General features: G+C 67.4%; 19 protein-coding genes. 13 read left to right on the top strand and 6 right to left on the bottom strand.

What is annotated here, in order from left to right:
• Nucleotides 1-113 precede the first annotated feature (113 nt).
• The 13 genes from E8M01_RS17780 (at nt 114) to E8M01_RS17840 (ending at nt 13,632) form a co-directional block, all read left to right on the top strand.
• Nucleotides 114-1,145 carry a LacI family DNA-binding transcriptional regulator gene (locus E8M01_RS17780; RefSeq protein ID WP_136961345.1) on the top strand — a complete coding sequence of 344 codons (1,032 nt, stop codon included), beginning with the start codon at nt 114-116 and terminating at the stop codon, nt 1,143-1,145.
• The gene (locus E8M01_RS17785; protein WP_136961346.1) at nt 1,135-2,541 is read left to right on the top strand and encodes an amidase; all 1,407 of its coding nucleotides are present in this window, start codon (nt 1,135-1,137) and stop codon (nt 2,539-2,541) included. The genes E8M01_RS17780 and E8M01_RS17785 overlap by 11 nt, the downstream gene beginning before the upstream one ends.
• Nucleotides 2,538-3,587 carry an aldo/keto reductase gene (locus E8M01_RS17790; RefSeq protein WP_246088341.1) on the top strand — a complete coding sequence of 350 codons (1,050 nt, stop codon included), beginning with the start codon at nt 2,538-2,540 and terminating at the stop codon, nt 3,585-3,587. The genes E8M01_RS17785 and E8M01_RS17790 overlap by 4 nt, the downstream gene beginning before the upstream one ends.
• Nucleotides 3,588-3,639: 52 nt before the next feature.
• Entirely contained in the window at nt 3,640-4,086 is a 447-nt protein-coding gene (locus tag E8M01_RS17795; RefSeq protein ID WP_136961347.1) for an RbsD/FucU family protein, read from the top strand.
• Nucleotides 4,087-4,200: 114 nt separating this feature from the next.
• Entirely contained in the window at nt 4,201-4,926 is a 726-nt protein-coding gene (locus tag E8M01_RS17800; protein WP_136961348.1) for a GntR family transcriptional regulator, read from the top strand.
• Between the two features lie 100 nt (nt 4,927-5,026).
• Nucleotides 5,027-6,019 (top strand): sialic acid TRAP transporter substrate-binding protein SiaP, encoded by a 993-nt coding sequence (locus E8M01_RS17805; protein WP_136961349.1) that lies wholly within the window; start codon nt 5,027-5,029, stop codon nt 6,017-6,019.
• Nucleotides 6,020-6,152: 133 nt separating this feature from the next.
• Nucleotides 6,153-6,719: a TRAP transporter small permease gene (locus E8M01_RS17810; protein WP_170181948.1), complete on the top strand. Its 567-nt coding sequence runs from the start codon at nt 6,153-6,155 to the stop codon at nt 6,717-6,719.
• A gap of 12 nt (nt 6,720-6,731) precedes the next feature.
• The gene (locus tag E8M01_RS17815) at nt 6,732-8,012 is read left to right on the top strand and encodes a TRAP transporter large permease (RefSeq protein ID WP_136961351.1); all 1,281 of its coding nucleotides are present in this window, start codon (nt 6,732-6,734) and stop codon (nt 8,010-8,012) included.
• Between the two features lie 89 nt (nt 8,013-8,101).
• Nucleotides 8,102-8,842: a GntR family transcriptional regulator gene (locus tag E8M01_RS17820; RefSeq protein ID WP_136961352.1), complete on the top strand. Its 741-nt coding sequence runs from the start codon at nt 8,102-8,104 to the stop codon at nt 8,840-8,842.
• A gap of 116 nt (nt 8,843-8,958) precedes the next feature.
• A complete protein-coding gene (locus E8M01_RS17825) occupies nt 8,959-10,152 on the top strand; it encodes a CaiB/BaiF CoA transferase family protein (protein WP_136961353.1) in 1,194 nt (397 codons plus the stop codon).
• A 69-nt stretch (nt 10,153-10,221) separates the two neighbouring features.
• Complete coding sequence (locus tag E8M01_RS17830; protein ID WP_170181949.1) at nt 10,222-11,643, top strand: MmgE/PrpD family protein; 1,422 nt, start codon at nt 10,222-10,224, stop codon at nt 11,641-11,643.
• A 53-nt stretch (nt 11,644-11,696) separates the two neighbouring features.
• On the top strand, nt 11,697-12,497 hold the full coding sequence (locus E8M01_RS17835; RefSeq protein ID WP_246088342.1) for an enoyl-CoA hydratase/isomerase family protein: 801 nt from the start codon (nt 11,697-11,699) through the stop codon (nt 12,495-12,497).
• 130 nt (nt 12,498-12,627) lie between these two features.
• Nucleotides 12,628-13,632, top strand: a complete 1,005-nt coding sequence (locus E8M01_RS17840) for a Bug family tripartite tricarboxylate transporter substrate binding protein (protein ID WP_136961355.1) — start codon at nt 12,628-12,630, stop codon at nt 13,630-13,632.
• Here E8M01_RS17840 and E8M01_RS17845 read toward each other — a convergent pair.
• The 6 genes from E8M01_RS17845 to E8M01_RS17870 form a co-directional block, all read right to left on the bottom strand.
• Entirely contained in the window at nt 13,629-14,264 is a 636-nt protein-coding gene (locus E8M01_RS17845; RefSeq protein ID WP_136961356.1) for a TetR family transcriptional regulator, read from the bottom strand. The two genes, E8M01_RS17840 and E8M01_RS17845, sit on opposite strands and share 4 nt — an antisense overlap.
• 99 nt (nt 14,265-14,363) lie before the next feature.
• Nucleotides 14,364-17,546, bottom strand: a complete 3,183-nt coding sequence (locus E8M01_RS17850; protein ID WP_136961357.1) for an efflux RND transporter permease subunit — start codon at nt 17,544-17,546, stop codon at nt 14,364-14,366.
• Nucleotides 17,547-17,558: 12 nt separating this feature from the next.
• Entirely contained in the window at nt 17,559-18,746 is a 1,188-nt protein-coding gene (locus E8M01_RS17855) for an efflux RND transporter periplasmic adaptor subunit (RefSeq protein ID WP_136961358.1), read from the bottom strand.
• A 293-nt stretch (nt 18,747-19,039) separates the two neighbouring features.
• Nucleotides 19,040-19,558, bottom strand: a complete 519-nt coding sequence (locus tag E8M01_RS17860; protein WP_136961359.1) for a hypothetical protein — start codon at nt 19,556-19,558, stop codon at nt 19,040-19,042.
• Between the two features lie 83 nt (nt 19,559-19,641).
• Complete coding sequence (locus E8M01_RS17865) at nt 19,642-20,322, bottom strand: AroM family protein (protein ID WP_136961360.1); 681 nt, start codon at nt 20,320-20,322, stop codon at nt 19,642-19,644.
• 9 nt (nt 20,323-20,331) lie between these two features.
• The gene (locus E8M01_RS17870; RefSeq protein WP_136961361.1) at nt 20,332-21,264 is read right to left on the bottom strand and encodes a DUF1177 domain-containing protein; all 933 of its coding nucleotides are present in this window, start codon (nt 21,262-21,264) and stop codon (nt 20,332-20,334) included.
• Between the last annotated feature and the right edge of the window lie 19 nt (nt 21,265-21,283).

The following is a 21,283-nucleotide window of genomic DNA, read 5'->3' on the forward strand; positions in this document are numbered from 1 at the left end:
ACAAGCCAATTGTTTTTCGATCCACGCTTGCCATTCGTCGCCGGCTCGGGAAAGAATGAGCCAAGCGTTTGTATCGTTTCACTGAGCCGGCCCCGGCTCGATCGAGAGGTGTCATGGCGACGATCCGCGACGTGGCGCGGCTGGCCAATGTGTCGGTCGCCACGGTCTCGAATGCGCTGAACAATGCGGAGCGGGTCAGTCCCGAACTGCTGGCGCGGGTGCGCGCCGCCGTCGACAAGCTCGGCTACGCGCCGGATGCCGCCGCGCGCAGCCTGCGCAAGGGTTCCAGCCGGCTGATTGGCCTGATCGTCGGCGACATCACCAACCCGTTCTTCTCCGACCTGTTCGAGGCGGTGGAGGACGCGGCGGCCGCGCGCGGCTATCTTGTGCTCTTGTGCAATTCCAACGAGCGGGTCGAGCGCGAGGAGGCCCATCTGAAAATGTTGCGGTCGCAGCGCATCGACGGACTGATCCTGGCGCCGACCGGCGCCGTCTCGATGAACCGCGCGGCCTTGCTGGCGGCGCTGGAAATTCCGGTCGTGCTGGTCGACCGCGCCATGGACGGCCTCGGCTACGATGCCGTCGTGCTCGACAATCACCGTGCGGCCTACGAGGCGACCACCCATATCGTCGGCCACGACCATCGGCGCATCGCGCTGATCAATGGCCCGGAGATCGTCCGCACGGCGGCCGATCGTCTGCAAGGCTATCGGGAGGCGCTGCTCGCCGCCGGTCTCGCCTTCGACCAGGCGCTCGTCCGCGACGCCGATTTCCAGGAACAGGCGGCTTATGACGCGGCGATCGACCTGTTGCGTGGCGCGGCTGCGCCGACCGCCATCCTCGCCACCAACAACCTGATGACCATCGGGGCCTTGCGCGCCGTTGCCGATCTTGGCCTGAGCTGCCCGCGCGATGTCTCGATCGTCGGCATCGACGACCTGTCCTGGGCCGAGGCGGTGACGCCCCGGCTGACCACTGTCGCCCAGCCGGTTCGTGCCATGGGCGAGACCGCGCTGGATCTGGTGGTCGAGCGCATGTCCGGTGCCCGCACCAGCGCCGGCGCGACCACCGTCATGGCGCCCCGCTTGATCGTCCGCAATTCATGTGCCGCTCCCGCATTGTCCAAGGCCAGTCATGTCCAGTGATCTGATCCGGCTCGACGCGCTCACCGCGCGCAAACTGCTCCAGCGTGGCGAGGTGACGTCGCTCGAACTGGTCGAGGCGGCGGCCGCGCGCATCGCGGCCGTCGAACCCCAGGTGAACGCCGTGCCGACGCTCTGCCTCGAGCGTGCCCGCGAGCAGGCGGCCGCCGCCGATCAGGCGCGGCGGACCGGCCAGGCGACGCTGCTCGCCGGCCTGCCGATCGTGGTCAAGGACAATGCCGATGTCGGCGGCGTCCGCACGACAGGCGGCACGCTCCTGTTCAAGGACCGGGTGGCCGAGGTCTCCGACCGCACCGTCGCGCTGATCGAACGCAATGGCGCGGTGGTGCTGGGCAAGTCGAACCTGTCCGAGCTCGGCGGGGCGCAAACCACCAACCGCGTGCTGGGCACGACGCGCAATCCCTATGACGTCAGGCTGACCTGCGGCGGTTCGTCGGGCGGCGCGGCGGTAGCGCTGGCCACCGGCGAAGCCTGGCTGGCGCATGGCAATGACTATGGCGGCAGCCTGCGCATCCCGGCCGCCTTCTGCAATGTCACGGGCTTGAGGCCGACGCCGGGCCGCGTGCCGCGCAAGCGGCTGGCCGACCCGTTCGACACGATCGCGGTCGAAGGGCCGATGGCGCGCAACGTTGCCGATCTCGCCCTGTTCTTCGATGCCATGGTCGGCTTCGACCCGGGCGATCCCTTGACCACGCCGGCGACCGAGGCGCCGTTCCTCGATGCCGCGCTCAATCCCTCGAAGCCGCAGCGATTGGCGATTTCGGCGGATCTCGGCATCTTGCCGATCGCCGCGCCGATCCGCGCCGCCGTCGGCGCCTTCGCGCAGCATATGACGCAGGCCGGCGTCGATGTCCGCATGGGCGCGCCCGATGTCACCGGATCGATGGAAGCGTTCCGCGCGCTGCGCGGTGCCGGTTTCTACGGCTCGTGGAAACCGTTCCTGCCGGCGGATCGCGACAAGTTTCCAGACCCCGTGCTTGGCGACCTCGACCGTGGCCGCGACCAGGCGGGAGCCGCGCTCGCCGAGGCCCATCGCTATCGCGCCGAGCTGTTCCGGCGCACCACCGATTTTCTCGACGAGCATCACTTCCTGGTCTGTCCGGCCGCGCAGGCCATGCCGTTTCCGGTCGAGACGCTCTATCCCGCCGACATCGAGGGTGTCGCCTCGACCTCCTATCTCGACTGGATTTCGATCACCGCGATCTGGTCGATGACCAGCCTGCCGGCGATCTCGATCCCCATCGGCTTCGCGCCTGACGGCCTGCCGATCGGCGTGCAGATCCTGGCGCATAGCCGGCACGAGGCGGCGCTGTTCGGCCTTGCCGCCTGGATCGAACGTGAGCTCGGCCTGCCGGCTTTGCCGGTCGATCCGAGATGACGCCGGTGACCATGCCCGGGCCTTCGACCGTCCCCGTCGATCCACTGCCGCGCCGGCGCATCGGCGCTGAGCTCCGCCCGACGCTGATCGGCTTCGGCGGCGCGCCGCTCGGCGATCTCTATGAAGAGCTCGATGAGGCCAAGGCCCAGGGCGCGGTCGCCGCGGCGCTTGCCGCCGGCATCAACCTGATCGATACCGCGCCGCTCTACGGCCACGGCCTGTCGGAGCATCGCATCGGCGCCGCGCTCAGGGCCGTGCCGCGCGGCGCGGTGATCCTGTCGACCAAGGTCGGGCGCTGGATGGATCCGCGTGCGCCGCGCGCCGATGGCTCGGGTTATCGCGGCGGCCTGCCGCACCGGGCGGTGATCGACTATTCCCATGACGGCGCGCTGCGTTCGCTCGAGCAGTCGCTGATCCGGCTCGGCACCGACCATGTCGACATCCTGCTGATCCACGACGTCGACCGCTGGACCCATGGCGACGCCGTCGAGGAGCATTTCAAGACGGCGATGAGCGGCGCCTACCGGGCCCTGGTGCGATTGCGCGACGAGGGCGTGGTCAAGGCGATCGGTGTCGGCGTCAACGAGGCGGCGATGTGCGAGCGCTTCGCGCGCGCCGGCGATTTCGACGTGATGATGCTCGCCGGCCGCTACACGCTTCTGGAACAGGGCGCGCTCGAAACCTTCCTGCCGCTGGCGCTCGCGCGCAACATCGCCGTGCTGCTGGCCGGGGTGTTCAATTCCGGCATCCTCGCGACCGGCGCCCGGCCCGGCGCATTCTACAATTATGCGCCGGCCTCGCCCGCTTTGCTCGACCGCGTCAGCCGTATCGAGGCCATCTGCAAGGCGCACGGCACGGAACTGGCCCATGCGGCGCTGGCTTTCCCGGCCGCCCATCCGGCGGTTGCCTCCATCGTGCTCGGCGCGGTGACCTCGGATGAGATCCGGCAGAATGTCGAGACCTTGAAAAAGCCGATCCCCCAGGCGCTCTGGAGCGATCTGAAGAGCGCAGGGCTGCTGCCCGCCGATGCGCCGACGCCGGCATGACGATCGGCAGGCGTTTCACCGTGACACCGACCTCTTGCGACAGGACATCATGATGCTCAGGGGATTGGACCCGCTGCTGACGCCGGATCTCCTATGGATCCTTGCCGCCATGGGTCATGGCGACGACCTGGCTCTGGTCGACGCCAACCATCCGGCCGAGCGGATCGCCGGCGCCACCATTTCGGGCCGCCTGGTCCGCCTGCCCGGGCTCACCATGGGACATGCGGCCAGCGCCATTCTGTCGGTCCTGCCGGTCGACGATTTCGCCGCCGATCCGGTCAGGCGGATGCAGGTGGTCGGCGACCCCGGGACGATCCCCGAGGTTCAGGCCGAAGTGCAGGCCGAAGTCGACCGGGCGGCCGGCCGCAGCCTGGCCATGGCCGGCCTCGAGCGCTTTGATTTCTACGCGGCGGCGGAACAGGCCTTTGCCGTCGTCCAGGTCGGCGACCCCAGGCCTTATGGCTGCTTCCTGATCCGCAAGGGCGTCATCGCCGGCTGAACCATGGCCCGCTCCGCCGGCTGTTTCGGCCAAAAATCGCGGCCGACACGATTCGCCCTTGCGTCTTATATATAAGGCATACATGCTCCCTTTCCCTGGGAGGAACAGGTGGCGATGTCGAATGATGAGCCACGATCGGGCCGGATGCCGCGCGGCCGCACGGCGGCGGAAGCCGTCTATCTGGCGCTGCGCGACGACATCGTCTCGCTTGCCCGCAAGCCCGGCTCGCAGGTCAATGAGAAGGCCATTGCGCTGGCCCATGGGGTCAGCCGCACGCCGGTGCGCGAGGCCATCCTCAGGCTGGCCGGCGAAGGCCTGATCGACGTCGTCTCCAAGGCCGGCACCTATGTCTCGCGCATTCGCCTCTCGGCGCTGGCCGAGACCATCGTGGTGCGCAAGGCGCTGGAGGAGGTGACGGTGCGGGCGGCGGTGGCCCATGCGACACCGAGCCAGATCATCGAGATGCGGGCCCTGCTGACCCGTCAGGCCGAGGCGTCCGAGGCCGGCGATCAGGGCGCCTTTCATTTGGCCGACGAGGCCTTTCACGAGACGATCGCGCGGGCTGGCGGGTTTCCCGGCATCTGGGCGCTGGTGCAGACCGTCAAGCTGCAGGTCGACCGTTACCGCCGGCTGACCTTGCCGCAGCCCGGCCGCATGGCGCTGGTCATTCGCGAGCACAAGCTGGTGCTCGACGCCATCGAGGCGCGCGACGCCGATGCCGCGGCCGAGGCCATGGGTCGCCACATTGCCGGTCTCGACGTCAATCTGGCGGAGATCCGCCGGATCAACCCCAACCATTTTGAGGAGGACGTCGCGACCATCCAGCGCTTCGTCGCCTGACTGATGCCCGTGCGTCCTGCGAGGGCGTCGCGCAATGAGTGGCGGGTCAACCGCCCGATGCCAACAGATACAAGGCAGGAACCCCCAGGGAGGAAACCCAATGATCGTCACTCGCCGCAATGCGCTGATATCAGGCGCGGGCCTCGCACTCGCCGCCACCCCGCTTCGGGCCCAGACGACCAAGCTGAAATGGGCGCATGTCTACGAGACCAACGAGGCCTACCACACCGAAGCCTTGTGGGCCGCGCAGGAGATCGCCAAGCGCACCAACGGGAAATACCAGATCGACGTCTTCCCGGCGTCCCAGCTCGGCAATGAGAACCAGATCAACGAGGGCCTGAGCCTCGGCACGGTCGACATGATCTATACCGGCGTCGCCTTTGCCGGTTCGATCCACAAGCCGATCGCCATCACCAACGCGCCTTATGTGCTGCGCGACTACAACCACTGGAAGGCCTATCGCGATGCGCCGCTGTTCCGGCAGATCGCGTCGGGCTACGAGGGCCGCACCCGCCACAAGGTGGCGTCGCTGACCTATTACGGCGCCCGTCATGTCACCGCCAACAAGGCGATCAACAAGCCCGAGGACATGCGCGGCATGAAGCTTCGGGTGCCGCCGGCGCCGCTGTTCCTGATGTTCACCAAGTCGGTCGGCGCCAATGCCACGCCGATCGCTTTCGCCGAGGTCTATCTGGCGCTGCAGCAGGGCACGGTCGACGGCCAGGAAAATCCGTTGCCGACCATCATGGCGAAGAAGTTCTACGAAGTTCAGAGCCATATCATGCTGACCGGCCACATCACGGAATCGCTGGTGTCGGTGGTTGGCAGCCATGTCTGGAGCAAGCTCAACGACGCCGAGAAAGCCACCTTCCAGGAGGTGCTGATGCAGGCGGCGGCGCGCGCTTCGGAAGCGATCCGCACGTCCGAAGGCCTGCTGGCGGACGAGTTCAGGAAGCTCGGCAAGACCGTGATCGAGCCGGACCGGGCCGCCTTCCGGGCCGTCGCCATCCCCCTGCACAACGATGCTTCGGCCGGCGCCGGCTGGTCGCGCGCCGAATATGACGCGCTGCAGGCGCTTGCGCCGTCGAGCTGAGGGCTGCGCCGGGGGGCGGTTTTCCGCCCTCCGGACAAGCGCTGCTCACCAGCCCGCATCATCCACGGCGGCTTGGCCTCCCAGGTCCTTGCCGTCGGGTTTTTGACGCATGAACGATCCCAGGACCGCCGCCATGACCGATAGTGCGAGAGCGCCCGCAGACCCCGTCGAGGACGTCCACCTGATCGTCGCCGAGGACGAAGAGGTGACGGTCGAATATTTCCTCGAGGACTGGCTGTCGATCGCCCTGTTCTGGGCGCTGGCCTTCATCATTTTCCTGCAGTTCTTCACCCGCTACGTGATGAACGACAGCCTGGCCTGGACCGAGGAGATCGCCCGCTACCTGCTGATGGTGCTGGTCTTCGTCGGCGGCGCCATGGTCATGCGCCGCAATACCAATATCTCGGTCGAGCTGGTGATGAACCTGATGCAGGACGGCTTGCGGCGGCGGGTGCTGATCGCGGCGGTCGAGATCACCAAGCTCTTCTTCGTCGGCCTGCTCGCCTATTTTTCCATTCTGATCACCGAGCGCATGCACGGCCTCTACATGACGGTGGTCGATTGGCCGATGTCGCTGGTCTATGGCGGCATCGCGGTCGGCTGTTTCCTGATGGTGTTCCGTCAGGCGCTGAACCTCCTGCGCGAGGCCCGCAACGGCTTCCGGCGCGCGCCGCCCCATTCCATTCCCGACGTCGATTGAGCGCCGCACGCCATGGCCATTGTCATCTTCATCTTCCTCGCGGCACTGATCGCCGGCCTGCCGGTGTTCATCGCGCTGGCTGGTTCGTCGCTGGTCTATACCCACTTCATCGCCCATATCCCCGACTTCGTGGTGCTGCACCGCATGGCCGGCGGCCTGGACTCGTTTCCGCTCCTGGCCGTGCCGTTCTTCATCCTGGCCGGCAACCTGATGAATTCAGCCGGCATCACCAACAAGATCTACGACTTCGCGGTGGCCATCGCCGGCTGGATGCGCGGCGGCCTGGCGCAGGTGAACATCATTGGCTCGGTGATCTTTTCCGGCATGTCGGGCACCGCGATCGCCGATGCCGCCGGGCTCGGCACGATCGAGATCAAGGCCATGAAGGACCATGGCTATTCGACCGAATTCTCGGTCGGCGTTACGGCGGCCTCGGCGACGCTCGGGCCGATCATCCCGCCGTCCTTGCCTTTCGTGATCTACGGCATGATGGCCAATGTCTCGATCGGCGCGCTGTTCCTCGGCGGCATCATTCCGGGTTTGGTCATGACCATCTTCATGATGGCCTATGTCTGGTGGTGCGCGCGCAAATACGGCATGGGCCGCGACCAGGCCTTCCGTTGGCGCGTCCTGTTCTACACGTTCATCGCCGCGGTCCCCGCCCTGATGACACCGGTCATCATCATTGGCGGCATGGCCTTCGGCTGGTTCACGCCGACCGAAGCGGCGATCGCCGCCTGCGCCTGGGCGCTGATGCTCGGCGCCTTCCTCTATCGTTCGCTCAGCTGGAAGCAGCTCTACAAGGTCACCCTCGACACCGTCGAGACCACCGCCGGCGTGCTGCTGATCGTTGCCGCCGCATCGCTGTTCGGCTGGGTGCTGACCACCACCCGGCTGACCGAGCAGGCGGCCGATGCGCTGCTCTCGATCACCACCAATCCCTATATCATCCTGGTGCTGGTCAACCTCCTGCTGCTGGTGGTCGGCTGCTTCCTGGAGACGATCGCCGCCATCAGCATCCTGGTGCCGGTGCTGATGCCGATCCTGCTGAAGGTCGGCGTCGACCCGATCCATTTCGGCGTGGTCATGACGCTCAACCTGATGGTCGGCCTGCTGCATCCGCCGCTCGGCATGGTGCTGTTCGTGCTGGCGCGCATTTCCGGCCTCTCGGTCGAGCGCACGACGATGGCGATCCTGCCCTGGCTGGTTCCGCTGCTCCTGTCGCTGCTCGCCATCACCTTCATCCCGGAACTGACGCTCTGGCTGCCGCGCTACATGGGCATGCTCAAATAGCGGCGCGGCGGGCCGGCCGCGGCGAGACGCGCGGCCGGTTTTGGCTTATCCATGCCGGCCATGCGCCCCAGCAAACGCCTGACGCTGCCATGACCGACAAGACCAGCGCGGCCCAGCCGCGGCACCGGAACCTCGCCGCCGTCCTGGCCGACGAAATAGCCTGCGCGGTCTATCCGATCGGTGGCCGCTTCCCAACCGAGCAGGAATTGCAGGCGCGCTTCCAGGTCGGCCGCCACACGGTCAGGGAAGCGCTGAAGATCCTGACCGAACAGGGCCTGCTCGGCCGCCGGCGCAAGACCGGCACGGTGGTGCTGTCGGCCCGGCCGGTGTCGCATTATGCCCATAGCCTGCGCGACCTGCGCGGCCTCTTGGATTTTGCCGAAAACACCTTGCTCGACATTCGCTACGAGAGCTTCGTCTCGACCTCCGAGCGCGGTCCGCCGGAGCTGCAGGGCTTGCCCGACACCCGCTGGCTCCGCATTGCCGGTGTCCGGTCGACCCGCAGCAATGGCGAGCTTCTGTGCTGGTCGGAGATCTATGTTCCCGATCGGTTTGCGCCGGAGCGCGACCGGATCCGTCAGCCCGACCGGGCCATCTATGAACGGGTGCTGGAGCAGCACGGCCTGAAGCTCGAATATGTCGAGCAGGATGTCACCGCGGCGGCCCTGCCGGGACCGATCGCTGCCTTGCTCGGCGCCGAGCCGGACAGCCCGGCCCTGATGGTGACGCGCCGCTACGTTGCCCATACCGGGGCGACCTTCGAGGTCTCGCAGAACCTCTATCCGGCCGGCCGCTATTCGCTGCGCAGCATGCTCCGCCAGCGGGCCTGAGGCGCGGGTTGGCCGAGTGGCCGATTGCAGTTCATGTCGCCTCCTATTAAGTTCGAACAAATAGGCGAACCGCAAGCTCCATCGCCGCGCCAGGAACATCTCAGGCTGATCGCGCCATGCTCGAAAGCATTTTGTCCGGCATAAAGGTCGTCGACTTCACGCAGAATGTCGCCGGGCCGTTCTGCACGCAGATTCTCGGCGATCTCGGCGCCGAGGTGATCAAGGTCGAGCGGCCGGGGCGCGGCGACGACACGCGCGACTGGCGCCCGCCGGAGATCGGTGGCCAGTCCTCGACCTTCCTGGCGCTCAACCGCAACAAATCGAGCATCTGCATCGACATCGACCAGCCCGACGGCCGGCGGGTGCTGCGTGACCTGGCGGCGACGGCCGATGTCTTCGTCCATTCGATGAAGCCCGGCAGCGCCGAGGCGCGCGGCCTTGGCCATGACGATCTGAACGGCCTGAACGCGCGGCTCGTCTATTGCGCGATCAGCGCCTTCGGCCAGGTCGGACCGTTGAAGGGCCTGCCCGGCTACGACCCGCTGATGCAGGCCTTCACCGGCATCATGAGCACGACCGGCAGCCCGGGCGACGATCCGGTTCGCGTCGGCGTATCGCTGATCGACATGGGCACCGGCATGTGGGCGGCGCTCGGCATCATGGGCGGGCTGATGCACCGCGCCAGGAGCGGCGAGGGCATGCTGGTCGAGGCGAGCCTGATGGAGACCGGCATCAGCTGGATGACGGTGTTTGTCGCGAGCTATCTGGCCACCGGCCGGCTGCCGCAGAAGCTCGGTTCGGCCATGACCATGACCGCGCCCTACGAACTGTTCGCATCCGCCGACGGCCATGTCTTCATCGCCGCCGGCAATGACCGCCTGTTCGACAAGGTCTGCGCCGGCCTCGGCTGTCCGGAGCTCACGCAGGATCCGCGCTTCGCCGCCAATCCGTTGCGGGTCGCCAACCGGCCGGCGCTCAAGGCCGCGCTCGAAGCGGTCACCGTCAAAAAGACCACCGTGGCGATTGTCGCGGCGCTGAGGCAGGCCGGCGCGCCGTGCAGCGAGATGAACACTGTCGCCGAGATGCTCGACCACGAACAGGTCAAGGCCGCCGGCATCGTCCAGGATCTGCCGGTCGAGACGGCCAAGGATCATCGTGTCGTGGCCTTGCCGCTGAAGGCCAATGGCGCGCGCAGCCGCGCCGTGGCGCCGCCGCCGGCGCTCGGCGCCGACACGCGAACCGTGCTGGCCTCGCTCGGTTACGCCGCTGCCGAGATCGATCGCCTGAGCCGGCAGGGCGCGGTCGGCTGATGCCGCGCCGGAGCCGAGCCTTGTCATTCGCGCGCCGGGCTGGTCCCGGCTCACCTGATGGAGAGATCCATGTCTGCTCATGCCGCTTTTTCCGCGCGCCTTGCCGATGACGGGCGGGATCTGCCGCTGACCCGCCGGCTCGCCGGCTTCATCGGTGAAGGCCAGGTCGACGCTTTCGCCCAGCGCCGCGCCGTTGCCGTCATTGTCGATACGCTGGCGGTGACCATCGCCGGCGGCGCGGAACCGGCGGTCAGGCTTCTGGCACGCAGCCTCGATCCGCGTCAGGACGGCGAGGTCGCCTCGCTCTGGGGGGCCGCCTATCGCGCCGACGATGCCGCGCTGCTGTTCGGCATGGCGAGCCATATTCTCGACTATGACGATGTCAGCATGCTCGCGGTCTGCCATCCGACCGCGCCGGTGCTCAGCGCCGCGCTCTCGGCCGTGCCTTGGCACGACCTCTCCGGCCGTGACCTGGCCGATGCGGTCGCTATTGGCACCGAGGTGATGATCCGGCTCGGCCAGGCCATGGGGTTTCGCCACTATGCGCTCGGCTTTCACGCCACCGCGACGCTCGGCACGATTGGCGCCACGGCCGCCGCCGCCCGGCTGATGCGGCTCGACCAGGCCAAGATCGTCCATGCCCTGGCGATCGCGGCGAGCCTCGCCTCGGGCCTGCGCAAGAATTTCGGCTCGATGGTCAAGTCGCTGCATGTCGGCCTTGCCGCATCCAACGGCCTGAAGGCGGCGCGCTGGGCCGCCGCCGGCATCGAAGGCGCCGCCGAACCGCTCGAGCAGGACGGTTTCCTCAGGGCGTTCTCGGGCGGCGAGACCGATCGCTGGCCGAGCGATCTGTCGCTCGGATCGCCTTTCGTGCTGACCGAGCCGGGCTTCGAGCAGAAGCGCTATCCCTGCTGCTACCTGCTGCACAGGATGATCGAGGCGACCCTGGCCATGGTCCGCGAAACCGGCGTCGGGCTCGCCGATGTGGCGGCGGCGCGGGTCGACATGCCCCCGGGCGGCACCAGGCCGCTGATTCACCCTTTCCCGAAGTCCGGGCTCAATGCCCTGTTCAGCGCGCCCTATGCCATCGTCGCGAGCCTTGCCGACCGGCGTATCGACTTGAAGAGCTTCACCGATGCCGCCGTGCTGCGCCCGGAAATCCAGGCGCGCCTCGGCGATGTCGACGTGGTCGAGGCCGCCGGCACCTCGCTGCAGGGGGCCGACGTCGGCAGCGCGCCGGTCACCGTGACGCTGACGCTGCGCGATGGTGCAAGGCTCGCAAAGACCATCCTGGTGTCGCCAGGGTCGGTCGAAGACCCGCTGACGCCGGCACAGCTCGAGGCCAAATGGACCGATTGCCTGGAGCGCGCGGCGCCCGGCATCGACAGCGCCACCGCCGCGCGGCTGTTCGCTCAGGGTTTCGATCTCGCCGCCCTGCCACGCGTGAGCGATTGGCTGGCCGGCCTCAGGCACGCTGTGTCGGCCGCCTGATCGCCCTATGCTGCGCGCCGCAAGACGCCCTGGAAGCGCATGATCGGAGACCGATGGCTGCCATGATGGAATTCGAAACGCTCCGCCTGTCCGAGCCCCAGGAGCATGTCGTCGTCGTGCAATTGCACCGGCCCGACAGGTCGAACGCGCTCAACACCCAGATGGGCCGCGACCTGGTGCGCTGCTTCGAGGATGTCGCGCTCGACCCCGCTGACATCAGATGCCTCGTGCTGACCGGTGCCGGCGACAAGGCGTTCTGCGCCGGCGGCGACCTGAAAGAGCGCAAGGGCATGACCGACGAGGCCTGGACGCGCCAGCATGTCATCTTCGAACGCATGGTGCGGGCCATCCTGGATTGCCCGGTGCCGGTCATCGGAGCGGTCAACGGCGCGGCCTATGGTGGCGGCTGCGAGATCACCGCGGCCTGCGATTTCCTCTATGCGGCCGAGACCGCCCGCTTCGCGCTGACCGAGGTGACGCTCGGCATCATGCCGGGCGCCGGTGGCACCCAGACGCTGGCGCGTGCGCTCGGCGAGCGGCGCGCCAAGGAGCTGATCCTGACCGGCAGGCCGTTCAGCGCGGCGGAGGCCGCCGGCTGGGGCCTGGTCAATCAGGTGGTCCCGGCCGCCGGTCTGATGGATGCGGCCTTGGCGACCGCGGCGGTCATTGCCCGCAATGCGCCGATCTCGGTGCGCCAGGCCAAGCAGTCGATCCATCGCGGCCTGCAGCTGTCGCTGCGCGACGGCCTGGCCTTCGAGATCGAGGCCTATAATCGCATGGTGCCGACCGAAGACCGGCACGAAGGCGTGCTGGCCTTCAACGAAAAACGGTCACCGGCCTTCAAGGGGCGCTGACCGGCTCGGCGCGAGCCGCTCCGCCACGTTGACGCCGGACATTTCGCATTTCACCTTTCGACAAAACAAAGAACGGCTTGGCCGCCCTTGCTTCGGGGCCGGATCGGGCCGGGGTCCAGGGAGAGACACCATGCATCGCCGCGATCTTGTCCGGGGCCTGGCGCTTGCGTCGCTCGTTGGCCCCTGTCTCGCCTCCCGGGCCATGGCCGCCGGCTATCCCGAGCGGGCGGTGTCGATCGTCAATGGTTATGCGCCGGGTGGTTCGACCGATGTCTCGGCGCGCCTGCTCGCCCAGGCGCTGTCCACGGAGCTCGGCGGCGCCACGGCCATTGTCGAAAACCGGGCCGGCGCCAGCGGCACGCTGGCGAGCGAATGGCTGAGGCGCCAGGCTGCCGACGGCTATACGCTGATGCTGTCGGAGTCCTCGTCCTTCGCGATCTGGCCGAGCATGCATGTCGACGGCACACGTTATAAGCCGGTCGAGGATTTCACCTGGATCTCGACGGTCTGCACCTCGCCTCTGGTGCTGATCGTCAGCCCCGATTTTCCGGCCCAGACCTTGGCCGAGGCGCTCGCCGTGCTAGGCTCGCCGCGCTCGGAAAGCCTGAGCTTCTCGAGCTCCGGGGCCGGCTCGATCCCGCATATCGGCGCTGAACTGCTGCGCCACACGCTCGGGCCGGGCGCCAGGTCGCCGCATATTCCCTATCGTGGCGGCGCACCGGCGGTGCTGAGCGTGGCGAAGAACGAGACCGCCTGGGGCGTCGCCTCGCTCGGCTCGGCCGCCGGCCTGATCGAGGGCCAGATGGTCCGCGCGCTCGCCGTCACCAGCCCGGTCCGGTTCTCGCAATTCCCTGACGTGCCGACCTTCATCGAAGCCGGCGTGCCCGCGATGGAACTGAACATCCACTATCTCTTGCATGCGCCGGCGGGCCTGCCTCAGCCGATCGTCGCCAAGCTCAACCAGGCCGCCGCCAAGGGCATCCTGCAGGAGGGCCTGAGGCAGCGCTTCGTCGGCGCCGGCATGGAGGCCTGGGCCGGGGTCAACACGCCGCACGCGGCGCGCGAACTGGTCGAGGCTGAGTTGAGGCGCTTCAAGGCGATCGCCGAGCGAACCGGCATCCGGATTTCCGGTTAGGCGGTCGCGACCTCTCGTGCGACGGTCGTCCGGAACTCGGCGAACAGGCGGCGTATGCTGGTCGCGCCGCAGGCGACCAGGTCGAAATGCTGGTCGAAATGCAGCCATTCCATCACCATGCCGCAGAACAGCCAGTCGAAGGTGCGGGCGGCCGTCTCCGGATGCCACGAGGCGCTCAGCTGGCCTTTCTGGCTGGCCAGCTTGAAGGCGGCGATGAACAGCGAGCGCTGGCGCGTCATCGCCTCCTGCTGCCGGTCGAGCACGCGCGCCATATCGCCCTGGTACTCGCAGCGCGTCATGATCCGGTAGATGCGCTGGCGGCGCTCGTCGCTGGCCAGCAGCTGCAGGCTGTCCAGCGCGATATTTTCCAAAAGCGTCAGCGGATCCGGATGGCCCTCGACCACCGCGCGGGCGATCACCTCTTCCCACAGCAGCGGCACGCTGTCGTGCATCGCCAGGAACAGCTCGGTCTTGTTGGCGAAATACCAGTAGATGGCGCCACGCGTGACGCCGGCCTCCGCCGCGATCTGTTCGAGCGAGGTATCCGCCACCCCGTTGGCGAAGAACAGGCGTTCCGCGGCATCCATGATGCTCTGCCGCGTCTCTCCAGCGTCGGCCTTGGTCCTGCGCACGGCTCCGTCCTGTCTCCGCATCGAGCGGTCTGGTGCAGGCAAGGCCTGCATGCGCGAGGCGGCCGCGGCAGTGCCGCGGCCGCAACCGGCTGGATCGGCCTAGTGGCTCGGGTTCGGCTCGGTCTGCCGGCTGGCGGGCGCGGCATGGTCGCCGGGCGTCGGCTGGTCGGCCGGCGTGCTATCCGTAGTCTTGTCCCGGCCGCCGAACAGCTGCGACACCACGACGAAGAAGATCGGCACGAAGAACACCGCGAGCACGGTGGCCGTGATCATGCCGCCGAGCACGCCGGTACCGATCGCCTGCTGACTGCCGGCGCTGGCGCCGCTGGCGATCGCCAGCGGCAAGACGCCGAGCGCGAAGGCGAGCGAGGTCATGATGATCGGCCGGAAGCGCAGGTGCGTCGCTTCGACCGTCGCTTCCAGCAGGCCCTTGCCTTGGGCTCTCAGGTCCTTGGCGAACTCGATGATCAGGATCGCGTTCTTGGCCGAAAGTCCGATGATCGCGATCAGGCCGACCTTGAAATAGACGTCGTTCGGCATGTCGCGCAGCGTCACCGCCAGCACCGAGCCGATGACGCCGAGCGGCACCACCAGCATGACCGAGATCGGGATCGACCAGCTCTCATAGAGAGCTGCCAGGCAGAGGAAGACCAGGATGCAGGACAGCGCGATCAAGAGCGGCGCCAGCGAACCCGACTGGATTTCCTGCAGCGACTGGCCGGTCCACTCATAGCCGAAACCGAGCGGCAGTTCGCCGGCGAGCTTCTGCATCTCGGCAATGGCGTCACCCGACGAATAGCCGGGCGCGGCCTGACCGCTGATGCGCACCGCCGGATAGCCATTATAGCCGATGATCTGCGACGACCCGCGCTGCCACTCGATGCGTGCGAAGGCCGACAGCGGCACCATGCCGCCATTGGTGTTGCGCACGTTGAGCGTCAACAGGTCGGCGGTCTGCATGCGGCTGGTTGCTTCGGCCTGCACCAGGACGCGCTGCTGCCGGCCGCCATTGGGGAAGTCGTTGACATAGGCCGAGCCGAGATTGGTGGTCAGCGTGGCGTTGATGTCGGCGAAGGTGACGCCGAACGTATTGGCCTTTTCGCGGTCGATGACCAGGTTGACCTGGGCAGCGTCGGGCAAGCCTTCGACGAACAGCTGGCTGAGGATCGGGCTCTTCTGCGCGGCACCCAGCAACTGGTCGCGCGCTTCGGCCAACTGCTGCTGGTTCTGGCCGGCGCGGGCCTGCAGCCGGAACGCGAAGCCGTTGGAATTGCCAAGGCCCTGGATCGGCGGCGGCGACAGGCCGAAGACGATCGCGTCGCGCACCTGCGACAGCGCGATGCTGCCGCGCATGGCGATCTGAGCGGCGCTGTCTTTCGGGCCGCGTTCGCTCCAGTCCTTCAAGGTGACGAAGGCGAGCGCGGCGTTCTGGCCGGTGCCGAAGAAGCTGAAGCCCGAGATCGCGATGATGCGGGCCACCCCCGGCTCGGCCAGGAAATGCTTCTCCGCCGCCTCGATGGCGCTCAGCGTGCGGTTGGCGGTGGCATCCGAGGGCGCCTGGAAGTTGACAATCACATAACCCTGGTCTTCGTCAGGCAGGAAGGCGGTCGGCAGCCGGACGAACAGGTAGCCGAGCCCGGCGAGCAGGGCGGCATAGATGATCATATAGCGCCCGGCGCGCCGGATCAGCTTGCCGACGAAACCGCTATAAGCATGCGAGGTCCGGTTGAACGAGCGGTTGAACCAGCCGAAAAAGCCGCGCTTCTCATGATGTTCGGCCGGGATCGGCTTCAGGAACGAGGCGCAGAGCGCCGGCGTCAGGCTCAGCGCCAGCAGGGCCGAGAACAGGATCGACACCACCATGGTGATGCTGAACTGCTTGTAGATGACGCCGACCGCGCCCGGGAAGAAGGCCATGGGAATGAACACCGCCACCAGCACCAGCGTGATGCCGATGATGGCGCCGGTGATCTGGCCCATCGCCTTCTTGGTCGCTTCCTTCGGCGACAGGCCTTCCTCGGCCATGATGCGCTCGACATTCTCGACCACGACGATCGCGTCGTCGACCAGGATGCCGATCGCCAGCACCATGCCGAACATGGTCAGCACGTTGATCGAGAAGCCGAAGGCCAGCATGGCGGCGCAGGTGCCGAGCAGGGCCACCGGAACCACCAGGGCCGGGATCAGCGTGTAGCGGATGTTCTGCAGGAACAGGAACATCACCAGGAAGACCAGAAGCATGGCTTCCGCCAGTGTCTCCACGACCTTCTGGATCGAGGCCCTGACGAAGGGCGAGGTGTCGTAGGGCACCGAGAATTCGACGCCCGGCGGGAAATAGACGGCGAGCTCCTTCAGCCGCGCGGTCACCGCTTCCGACGTCGCCATGGCATTGCCGGTCGGCGACAGCTGGACGCCGATCGCCGCGCTCGGCTTGCCGTTGAGGCGCGACGAGAAACTGTAGGACAGGCCGCCGACCTCGACGCGCGCGACATCGCGCAGCCGCACCGCCGAACCATCGGGATTGGCGCGCATGACGATCGCGCCGAACTCCTCGGGCGAGGTCAGCTGGCCCTTGACCAGCACGGTCGCGGAGATCTGCTGGGTGATCGGGTTGGGCAGCGCGCCGATGCTGCCGGCGGCAACCTGGGCGTTCTGCGCGGTGATCGCCGCGACCACGTCGGTGGCGGTCATGTTGAGGCCGACCAGCCGGTCCGGGTCGATCCAGATGCGCATCGAGCGCTCGGTCGCAAACAGCTGCGCCTTGCCGACGCCGGGAATGCGGCGAACCTCGCCGATGATGTTGCGCATCATGTAGTCGCCGAGCCCGATATCGTCGACCGAGCCGTCGGACGAGGTCAGCGAGACCACCATCAGGAAGCTCGAGCTCGCCTGCTCGACCTGGACGCCCTGCTGGGCGACCGACCGGGGCAGGCGCGGCTCGACGCGGCGGACACGGTTCTGCACGTCGACCGCCGCCTGGGCCGGATTGGTGCCCGGCTGGAAGGTGGCGGTGATTTCGACCGAGCCCGAGGTGTCCGAGGTCGATTCGAAATAGAGCAGGCCGACAATGCCGTTCAGCTCTTCTTCGATCGGCCGGGTCACCGCCTGATAGACGTTCTCAGGCGAGGCGCCGGGATAGCTGGCGGTGATCGAGATCTGCGGCGGCGCGACGGTCGGATATTGCGCGATCGGCAGCAGCGGCACGGCGATCGCGCCGGCCAGCATGATGAAAAGCGCGACGACCCACGCAAAGATCGGGCGTTCGATGAAAAATTGAGGCATGGCGTGCCGACCTTACTGAACGGTGGTGTTGCTGGCCGCGGCGGTCGTCTGAGCCGGCGGCACCCAGGCCGTTGCATTGACCTTGGCGCCCGGGCGCAGCCGCTGGAAGCCGTCGACCACCACCCGTTCGCCGGCCTTCAGGCCCTCGTTGATGACGGCGCGGCCGTTGACCACCCGGTTGGAGGTCACCGTCCTGAGCTCGGTCGTGTCGTCCGGCTTGACGACATAGACCTGGGGCCGGCCGGCATTGTCGCGCTGCACCGCCTGCTGCGGCACGGCAATGGCGTTGCGCTCGACGCCCTGCTCGATCCGCACGCGGACATATAGGCCCGGCAAGAGGTCGCCATTGGGGTTGGGGAACTCGCCGCGCAGCGTCACCTGGCCGGTGGTCGTGTCGACGGTTGCCTCGGAGAACAGCAGGCGGCCGGGATGCGGATAGACGCTGCCGTCGTCGAGCACCAGGCGCACCCGCGCCTCGTCCTGCCCGGTCGCTTCCAGCGCGCCGGCCTGCAGCGCGCGGCGCAGGCGCACCAGGTCGGTCGCCGACTGGGTGAAGTCGGCATAAACCGGGTCGAGCTGCTGGATGATGGTCATCGGCTCGGCGCCGTTGGCGGCGACCAGCGCGCCCTCGGTCACCAGGGCCCGGCCGGTGCGGCCGCGGATCGGCGCGGTGATATTGGTATATTGCAGGTTGAGCTGGGCCGCGGCGAGGCCGGCCTTGCCGCTGGCGACGTCGGCATCGGCCTGGGCGAGCGATGCGACCGCGCTCTCATGTTGCTGCGGGCTCGCGACATTGCGCGCGCGCAGCTGCTCATAACGTTCGGCCTGCTGCTGGGCCTGGATGCGGGTCGCCTCGGCGCGCTGCAGCGTTGCCTGGGCACGCTCCACCTCGACGCGGAACGGCGCCGGATCGATCCGGTACAGCACGTCGCCTTCGTTCACCGCCGTGCCCTGCTGGAACACCCGCTCGACCACGATGCCGGAGACCCTGGGCCTCACCTGCGCGATGCGTGTCGGCGCAATACGGCCGGGCAGCTCGTTGGTGATCGCGATATCCTCGGGCGTCGCGGTGAACACCGCCACCGGGGCCGGCGGCATGCCGGGGCCGCCTTGGGCCTGCTGACCGTCCTTGCACCCCACCAGCACCAGGCTGAACGAGAGGGCGATCGGCAGCATGAGTCGCGAGGGTTGGAAGCGCATGGTGGATCCAGGAAATGGCGCGGGCGCGCGGTTTGACGGGCAAAAGACGAAAAAGCCGCACGTTGAACGGGCGGCTTGAAAAGACTGGGGTCGTCCTGCGCCGGCCCAATTGACCGATACAAAACGTGATATACAGACACGTATGTATGTATATTGCGGTGCAATAGTCAAGCGCGCACGCCGCCGCTCGTCATCACGGGTCGCTGAACGGATCGCGTTGGGTTTCTGCCGTGTTGGGAGAAGCGTCGGATTGTCGCGGGCCCGAACTTGCCGGGCCATTGCCCGCTTCAATATCAGGTGATCAGGCGCGAGCCGCGCGGCGCCTGCAGGGCGTTGCCGAAGCGCTCGAGCTCCAGCGTGTAGCAGAACAGCGAGAACAGCATGGCGATCAACAGAAGGCCGCGAAGCGCCAGGCCGAAGGCGTCGGGCAAGGTCTCGAATTCCGGCAGGTGACGAAAAAACACCACCGAGAACAGCGCGCCGCCGAAGATGAAGCTGAGCTTGCTGGCGAAGACCAGGACATGGCCGATCAGCACGCTTCGCCAGGCCAGCCCGGCCGGCAGCCGCAGGAGCCGGACCCAGTAGCAGAGCTGAATGACCAAAGTGGCCACGGCGAGCTCCGCATAAAAGCGGGCTTCGATCAGCTGCTGCTGGCCAAGCGTATCCAGCAGCCGCTGGAAGGCCGCCTGGATATGCAGCACGATGGACAGCGCCGCGACGGTCTCGATGACCAGCAGCAGCGCCCAGGTCCGGTCGGACCGGCGGGCGGCTGCGGCGGAAACGTCCGACGCTGTCTCCGGTGGTGAGGTCATCGGCGAGGCCTTGGCTGGTCCGCGATTGCCTTCGCGGGCGCCATCATGGCCGCAGCGGAAATCGGTGGTCAACCAGGCGCCGATCAGACGATCTCGGACACCACCTTGGCGATCAGCGCGTTCGACAGGATCACCGGCAGCCCGCTGGCTTGCGCGACGACCTGGCGGTGCTGCTCGAGGAAACCCATGCAGTCCATCAGCAGGATGTCGGCGCCGCGGGCTGCGAGATCGCGCGCCGCAGCTTCAAGCTCGGCCTGGCCCTCGGCATAAGGCGAAGCGGCGGCATAGATCGGCTGGCGGGCGAGCGCCGCCCATTTCGACGCCTCGCTGTCGATCTGCTCGATCAACGGCACGATGATGCCGACCTGGGCGTCCTGGACCGCGGCCGCCACTGTCGGGGGCAGGATCCGGTCCGGCTCGACCAGCCGCGCCCGCGCGCAATGCAGCGTCTCGAAAGTGCCGGTGCACAACATCACGACCGTCGTGCAGCCTTCGGCCTCCAAGGCGGCGAGCTTGTCGCGGGCGGCGGTCTCGGTCGCCTGCTTGTCGATGATCACGGAACTGCCGTCGCGCAGCCGGGTGATCAGCACCGGCTTGCCTGGCCGCGGCGCGAACTGCTCGGCGACCTCGCCGGCGGTCAGGCCGTCGAGCACGCCGGCATGAATGCGCGGCAAGGCGTTGTCGACATGGGCGTCGAGGATCGGCGTGATGTCGGCGCGCGGCGCCTGGCCGATGGTGAGCGTCCCGAGTTTGCGGATGGTCATGGGGCGATCCTAGTCCTGTCGCTTCTGCAGATGGGCGAGCGAGCCGTAGAGCGCGATCAGGCGCTGATATTCGGCGGGGTCGTGGAACTGGCAGGTGCCACGGGTGAATTCCTTGGCGACCTCGACCGCGAATTTCACTGCAAGCGCGATATCGACCTCGTGGCTGGCGCCGGTGCCGCAGCCGGGCACGACGCTTTCGGCTGCGATGGCTACGCCGACCACCGGGGCCGAGGTCGCGATCGACGGCTGCAGGATGCTGTTGAGGTGATAGACGCCATTGCCGTAGGGCGTGATGTCCTGGGTGGTGATCGGGAAGGTCACCGCCGGTCGGCCGGTGGTCATTTCCATGATGCGCACCAGATCCTCGGCCACCCGCAGGATATAGCCCTGCTTGACCGTCGGCGAGATGGCGATGCCCTTGTGATTGAGGATCCGGTTGCCCTTGGTGGTGTCGATCGACAGCACCGCCTCCATTTCGGGCAGCACCTCCTCGGCATTCATGTCCTCGGTCTCGACCGGCGAATCCATGAAGTCGACCGGCTGGTGCGGCCGGGTCGGGGCATCCGGGCAGACATGGGTGGTGACGATCACGTCGCCGGGCAGCGCGTCGCCCTTGGTCTGCATGTCCGCGAGCTTCAGCGCGGTCGCCACCGCCGCGATCGCGCCGTCGCCGTCGGAGACCAGGCCGATCCGGCTCGGCCGCGCGCCGATGCCGCCGAGGCGGCCGACCACGCCGAGCGTCGGGGTCGCGCCGCCGCCGGTCCGGCCGGTCAGGCCAGGCAGGACGATCTTGACGAAATCGGTCTTGCCTTTCGGCCCAGAGATTTCCCGGACGCTGACTTTGGCGTCCGGGAAGCGGGCGAACAGATCGACCACGGTCTGGCCCGAGGCATAGGCGCTGTCGAAAGCGTCGAACACCTGGAGGGTTTGCGAGAGGCTCATCGTCTGTTCCTTGGCGGTT

This window comes from Phreatobacter stygius (assembly GCF_005144885.1).
Lineage (GTDB): Bacteria > Pseudomonadota > Alphaproteobacteria > Rhizobiales > Phreatobacteraceae > Phreatobacter > Phreatobacter stygius.

What these genes read in the sequence shown, in the direction of transcription:
- E8M01_RS17795 (WP_136961347.1), top strand. Translation starts at nt 3,640, where the DNA reads ATGCTCAGGGGATTGGACCCGCTGCTGACGCCGGATCTCCTATGGATC.
- E8M01_RS17790 (WP_246088341.1), top strand. Translation starts at nt 2,538, where the DNA reads ATGACGCCGGTGACCATGCCCGGGCCTTCGACCGTCCCCGTCGATCCA.
- E8M01_RS17805 (WP_136961349.1), top strand. Translation starts at nt 5,027, where the DNA reads ATGATCGTCACTCGCCGCAATGCGCTGATATCAGGCGCGGGCCTCGCA.
- E8M01_RS17820 (WP_136961352.1), top strand. Translation starts at nt 8,102, where the DNA reads ATGACCGACAAGACCAGCGCGGCCCAGCCGCGGCACCGGAACCTCGCC.
- E8M01_RS17810 (WP_170181948.1), top strand. Translation starts at nt 6,153, where the DNA reads ATGACCGATAGTGCGAGAGCGCCCGCAGACCCCGTCGAGGACGTCCAC.
- E8M01_RS17860 (WP_136961359.1), bottom strand. Translation starts at nt 19,558, where the DNA reads ATGACCTCACCACCGGAGACAGCGTCGGACGTTTCCGCCGCAGCCGCC.
- E8M01_RS17840 (WP_136961355.1), top strand. Translation starts at nt 12,628, where the DNA reads ATGCATCGCCGCGATCTTGTCCGGGGCCTGGCGCTTGCGTCGCTCGTT.
- E8M01_RS17835 (WP_246088342.1), top strand. Translation starts at nt 11,697, where the DNA reads ATGGCTGCCATGATGGAATTCGAAACGCTCCGCCTGTCCGAGCCCCAG.
- E8M01_RS17865 (WP_136961360.1), bottom strand. Translation starts at nt 20,322, where the DNA reads ATGACCATCCGCAAACTCGGGACGCTCACCATCGGCCAGGCGCCGCGC.
- E8M01_RS17855 (WP_136961358.1), bottom strand. Translation starts at nt 18,746, where the DNA reads ATGCGCTTCCAACCCTCGCGACTCATGCTGCCGATCGCCCTCTCGTTC.
- E8M01_RS17800 (WP_136961348.1), top strand. Translation starts at nt 4,201, where the DNA reads ATGTCGAATGATGAGCCACGATCGGGCCGGATGCCGCGCGGCCGCACG.
- E8M01_RS17870 (WP_136961361.1), bottom strand. Translation starts at nt 21,264, where the DNA reads ATGAGCCTCTCGCAAACCCTCCAGGTGTTCGACGCTTTCGACAGCGCC.
- E8M01_RS17815 (WP_136961351.1), top strand. Translation starts at nt 6,732, where the DNA reads ATGGCCATTGTCATCTTCATCTTCCTCGCGGCACTGATCGCCGGCCTG.
- E8M01_RS17780 (WP_136961345.1), top strand. Translation starts at nt 114, where the DNA reads ATGGCGACGATCCGCGACGTGGCGCGGCTGGCCAATGTGTCGGTCGCC.
- E8M01_RS17785 (WP_136961346.1), top strand. Translation starts at nt 1,135, where the DNA reads ATGTCCAGTGATCTGATCCGGCTCGACGCGCTCACCGCGCGCAAACTG.
- E8M01_RS17825 (WP_136961353.1), top strand. Translation starts at nt 8,959, where the DNA reads ATGCTCGAAAGCATTTTGTCCGGCATAAAGGTCGTCGACTTCACGCAG.
- E8M01_RS17830 (WP_170181949.1), top strand. Translation starts at nt 10,222, where the DNA reads ATGTCTGCTCATGCCGCTTTTTCCGCGCGCCTTGCCGATGACGGGCGG.
- E8M01_RS17850 (WP_136961357.1), bottom strand. Translation starts at nt 17,546, where the DNA reads ATGCCTCAATTTTTCATCGAACGCCCGATCTTTGCGTGGGTCGTCGCG.